Origin of the sequence: Desulfotomaculum copahuensis (assembly GCF_001655685.1) — a bacterium.
GTDB lineage: Bacteria > Bacillota > Desulfotomaculia > Desulfotomaculales > Desulfovirgulaceae > Desulfotomaculum_G > Desulfotomaculum_G copahuensis.
The window spans coordinates 1-5,032 of sequence record NZ_LYVF01000008.1 but is presented as its reverse complement, the minus strand read 5'-3'; the positions used below and the strand labels follow the sequence as shown (position 1 = coordinate 5,032).

Here is a 5,032-nt window from a genome sequence, read left to right as displayed (position 1 = left end):
TGTGCCAGGGTCTACTCTACCCAAAAACTAATCTCTGTCGAGGTAAAAAAAGAGTTTGACGTTTTAAATAAAAATTGGCAGGAGCAGGTTTATGTTAAGCTCTATGTAGCTGCCAGGACATCCGGATTTTTGGCGGACATTTCAGACCGTGATTGGAAAACGCTTTGTGTTTTGGCGACATTCATGGACACAAATGGGAACTGTTATCCATCGCAATCTCAAATAGCCGAAGCCCTGGGGGTGGGGCGTCAGGCGGCCAATGAACGCATTAGCAGTTTGTTGCGGTATCGGTGGCATGGAAGACCAATAGTGACTGTAGCCAAAACAAGAAAAAATGTTTGCACTGGAAAAAAAGGGGAACGCTGGGCAAACAATCGATACACAGTTTTACCCCTGAGCAACCTGGGTTTTGGAGACCCAACAGAACACGATGCGGAGGAAAAACCTATGTCGTCAGATCACGACATAGGAAAAAACCTTGAATTTGCTGACAAAAAACCTATGTCGCCTTATCCTGACACAGGAAAAGACGACACTAACAAGATCCATAATAATGTTGTTGTTGATGTTGTTGATCCCCCCACTGCCAGCAATTGCCAGCAAGACGAAGAGCCGGGGCAAACCCGGGCGGCTGACGGGGATAATGCACTGACCGATAACGCACCGGCCGTTATTAGCGAATTGCAGTCGGCCGTCCAGGAGGCCACCGGTGCCCGGGTGGATGTGAGCTTTTTGCAAGATCTCATGACAGAATTTCCGGTAAAGACGATCAGAGAAAAAATCAAGCTGCTTGGTGAAATGGGTGCAGGTATCGGTATCCGGAATGTCCCCGGCTTACTTACGGCCGCACTACGGAATGATTACCGGCATGTACCCGGGCATGTGCAGCCCCGGGCTGCTCCCGGGAAAAAAGGTGGACAGGCACCAAGTGACCCGGGAGATGCTGAGAGACTGCAGAAAAAACGGGAACTGCTCAAATCACTGTACTTAACCTAATCTGGGAGGGATAAAGTCATGATTAACCTGCGCAATCTACAAGTTCCGGAATTGGGCAAATTCAAAATTCCCCTGATCATCCTGGCCGCCGGCCTGGGTTTGGCCGGCGCATATATAGTCCTGAGTGTGTGGCTCCTGGGCACGGCGGCCGCCTGGCTGCACGGCGCGGCCGTGAGGTTCAACAACTATTCCCTTTTCGCCACGGCGGCCCAAAAGGGGGCTGCAGCCCACGCATACGACAGCGTAGGCTGGTACTGGCACCACCCGTTTAAAACGGCCTGGGCGTGGCTGACCACGCCGGCGGCGAAACTAAACGCTCCCCAGATCCGGGTGATCTGGTTTATGCTGAACGTGCCAGTTTTTGCGGCGCTTGGCGGAATTGTATATCTTGTCAAAAGACGCAATTGGAAGCAGGAGCAGGATTACCGGGACATCCGTAAAATCCGGTTTGTCAGGGTGAAGTATGACATTCACCGGTATCTGGAACGGACGCCGGCAAATCAGGTTTTTCTGGGCCTGGATGACCGGCGGCGCCCAATAACCATACCGGTATCCGACCTGGTGGAACACATTCATATTCTGGGCGGCAGCGGGTCCGGCAAAACGGCCTTTGCCGTCACGCCGCTTTGCATCCAAGCCATCAGGCGCGGTATGGCCGCGGTGGTGATCGACTTCAAGGGCGACCGGCAGGCCGTCCAGTTGATAGCCCGGGAAGCTAAAGCGGCCGGGAAGAAATTCTATTTCTTCACCCTGGCTCCCGTAAAGTGCAATACGTACAACCCCCTGGCGAGCGGGACCGCGCTGGCGAAAAGTGAGCGGATTATGACGGCCTTGGACCTTGTCTTTGATGGAGCGGGAAAGTTTTACACCTATGTTCAGCAAGCTATTTTCATCCCGTTGCTCAAGTTCTTTGACGCCCAACGTGTTAAATACGCCATTGGTGATGTGTTATACGTGCTCAAGGACAAAAAACTGCTGGAAAAAATGACCGGCGAGGAAGTCAACCCGGAGCAGATTAAGGGCCTGACGGCGGCGTTAACCGCATATGCTGATATGCCGCAAATCAATGCCGCCAAGGCGGACATTGACCTGGCGGCCGTCATGAAGGCCGGTGACGTGGTGTACTTCGACCTGCGTTCCGCACTGGCTCCGGAGGCCAGTTCCGGCATAGGCAAGATGATTTCCCAAGACTTGCAGTATATTGCCGCCTACCGAACGCCGCAGTCCCAGCCAGTGGTAATTGCTATTGACGAATTCCAAAACATGGCCTGTCAAGCTTTCCGGAACGTGATCAGTAAAGTCCGAACTGCAAATTATGCCATGATCCTGGCTAATCAAGCGACAGGTGATCTTCAAGCAGTGGGTGATGACTTCGTAAACACAATCCGGATCAACACCAGGACAAAAATTGTTTTCAGTGCCGATGACCCGGCAGACGCCAGGCTGTTTGCTGATTACAGCGGCAGCATCCTGCAAACAGTCACCAACCGCAGCGAAAGTAGATCGCAGCCGCCGTTAAGTTTCAGCGACCGCCGGTATTCGGTGGGGGAAAACATTACTGAAATCGAGGTGCCCTTGTTGCATCCGAACGTGATAAAAAGCCTTCCCCCGGGTAAGTCGATAATCATCCGTCGGAATGAACTTGCTACGCTAAGCAACCACTCGTACCTGGTTACAAAAATGGAGAAGGACGAATTGGAGCGTCTGCCCCTTCCGGACCCGGTCCCGGCCGGGCCGGGGCCGGCTGTGCCGACGGTGGCCGACCTGGTGGCGCGGATGAAACGCGATTTAGTTAACCAGCCGGACGGCGGCCGACAACGTCCCACCGGCGGTAAACCGCCGGCGGCAAATCCGGCGGCTGAAATGGCAAACGCTGGCAATGCAGAGGCGGAGGACATCGCCCTGTAGGGCGGCAGCAAGCTGCCGCTATTTGGTAGCGTTTGCCATCTCCCGGTGCGTCCGGCCGGTGTCCGGTTCCCCCCGGTCTACACCGCCCAGGCGCACCGCCGGGTTACCCCGGCCGCCGTAGCCCCGCCGGCCTTGTCGCCGGCGGCTTTGCGCGCGGCAAGCCGCGCGTGTTCCGGCGCGTCGCGCCGGAATTAGAGCAGTCCCCTGGCAACTGTTCCTAAGCCTCGCTGACGCTCGGCAAGGAACAGTAACCAGGCTCCGGCCTTCGGCGGCACCCGCCTTCGGCGGGCAAGGGCTTCGCTACGCTCAGCCTGCCGCCTTCGGCCTCCGGGGTTCGCGCTTTCGCGCTCACCCGGACTGCTCAGCGGCCCTGCGCTTCGTCCCCTGCGGCGGCGTTTGCCTGAACGGCAACCTGCCGCCTCTTGGGGGACTCCGCTCCGGGCCGCATAGGGGATGGGGCTCCGCCCCTTCCCCTATAACCCCTAACCCCGCCGGGGGGATGAAATATCCCCCCGGTCCCCCCTTCAGCCTTCGCCGGACGGGGGTAAGATTATCGCTTCACTGCGAAAACTTCGGGAAGGAGATGGGCGCCGTGCCCAGGAAGGCATACGCCCGGGCCAAGCAGCTTACGGTTCGGGATAAAAACATTCTCACGGACCTGGCCCGGTGCCGGGTCCTTTCCGTCAATCAGATAAGAGACGCATACTGGCCGGCGGCGAAAGAGCGCACTTGCACTGACCGGCTGGAGCAGCTTGAAAAGGCCGGTTATCTTAAGGGTCATACCGTCGGTGCGGAAAAGCCGGGGACATTCATGAAAATCTATTGCCTGGACACCAAAGGCAAGCGGTGGGCTACCAGCCCGGAAGGGCCGGGCCTGGACAGGAGCATTGTTTTCATTCACCCGGGCAAATCCAACGAAGTGATCCACCAGATCCGGACCAACCAGGTTTACTTCCGGCTTTCCGAAAGTGAAAAGGCGACCTGGCGTATCGGCGACGCGCTGGAAATCGAACATGGTGTCTTTAAGGGCGGCAGCGGGATGGAAGTCCCGGACGCCTCTTACACAAGCGAGACCGGGGAGGAAATTCTGGTGGAAACCGACTGCGGCAAATACACGCCGACGCAGATTAAAGAAAAGGTATCCGGTTTTGCGGGCAGGAAAACCGTTTGGGTCTGTCCCGCCGGCCGGGAATTCACCCTGACCAAGTACGGCGCCCAGGGGGAGTTCTTGACCTACCACCCGGGGGCAGGCGGGAATTGAGGTGATCAATCTGATTTTCGTTACTGAACGGGACAGGAAAACTCTTGAGTTTATTGCCAAATGGCGCTTCGTCACCACAGAACAACTGCAAAAAGCCGGCATCTTCAAGACCGCCAGGAAAAAAGCCTATAACCGGGTGCTGGCTTTGCGCCAGGTGAATTTAATTAAAGCGGGCCGGTTAGAAAGCGGTCAATTGTATTACTACCTTGCGCCCCGGGGCGGGGAGATAATCGGCATTGACGACCCCTGGTATGCGAAACGATACCGGGACGCCGGCGGGGATGTGGTGTTAAAGCACCTGGTGGCCTGTGATTTCGCCCTGGCGCTGGGCATTGAATACCTGCCACACCAGGAAGTTTTAAACCGGTTAATGGCGGCCAGCTACGATGTACTGGCCAAGTGCGTGCGCGGTAATGACTTGTTTTACGAAAATGGAGGGTTATTGCACACACTGATAATCGACTACCAGTATTCCTTAAAATACCTGTCGGAAAGGATCAAGCTCTATTCCCGCCTGCCCCCGGGGGTAAGGAATCAGCTAGTGGTTGACTTCCTGGTGTTCGACGAAACCAGGCAAAAGCAAATTCTAAGGGCAGCCAGGGAAACCGGGTTAAAAATCAAGGCGTTAAAAGCAAACTGGAAATACTGACAGGTTGTTTTATACGTGGGCGGCGGCCCGGACCGTCGCAGCCTTTGAAGAAAGAATCTGTGGTCGCGACCGTCCGGGCCTGGCCGGTGGGGGCGGCACACTCCGGCATAAAGCCGGAGAGTGTCGCAAGAGGAAGATTGAGTCAAAAGGAAGCTCCGCTAAGGCGGAGCTTTTTATCCCCCCGCCACCGGCCTTATTTTAGCGGGCGATTCGCAGCC

Annotated in this window: 4 protein-coding genes; all 4 read left to right on the top strand. The window is 56.1% G+C overall.

Features of this window, described 5'->3' with window-relative positions; genetic code table 11:
- A partial coding sequence (locus A6M21_RS17665) for a helix-turn-helix domain-containing protein (protein ID WP_201721808.1) occupies positions 1-996 on the top strand: 996 nt, incomplete at its 5' end.
- Between the two features lie 18 nt (positions 997-1,014).
- A complete protein-coding gene (locus A6M21_RS00695) occupies positions 1,015-2,904 on the top strand; it encodes a type IV secretory system conjugative DNA transfer family protein (protein ID WP_066665986.1) in 1,890 nt (629 codons plus the stop codon).
- A 592-nt stretch (positions 2,905-3,496) separates the two neighbouring features.
- On the top strand, positions 3,497-4,165 hold the full coding sequence (locus A6M21_RS00690; protein ID WP_242868719.1) for a replication-relaxation family protein: 669 nt from the start codon (positions 3,497-3,499) through the stop codon (positions 4,163-4,165).
- Between the two features lies 1 nt (position 4,166).
- Positions 4,167-4,814: a hypothetical protein gene (locus A6M21_RS00685; RefSeq protein WP_078060283.1), complete on the top strand. Its 648-nt coding sequence runs from the start codon at positions 4,167-4,169 to the stop codon at positions 4,812-4,814.
- Positions 4,815-5,032: the final 218 nt, after the last annotated feature.

Bases quoted from the DNA above. Each gene is read 5' to 3' on its own strand.
- A6M21_RS00695 (WP_066665986.1), top strand. From the start codon at position 1,015: ATGATTAACCTGCGCAATCTACAAGTTCCGGAATTGGGCAAATTCAAA.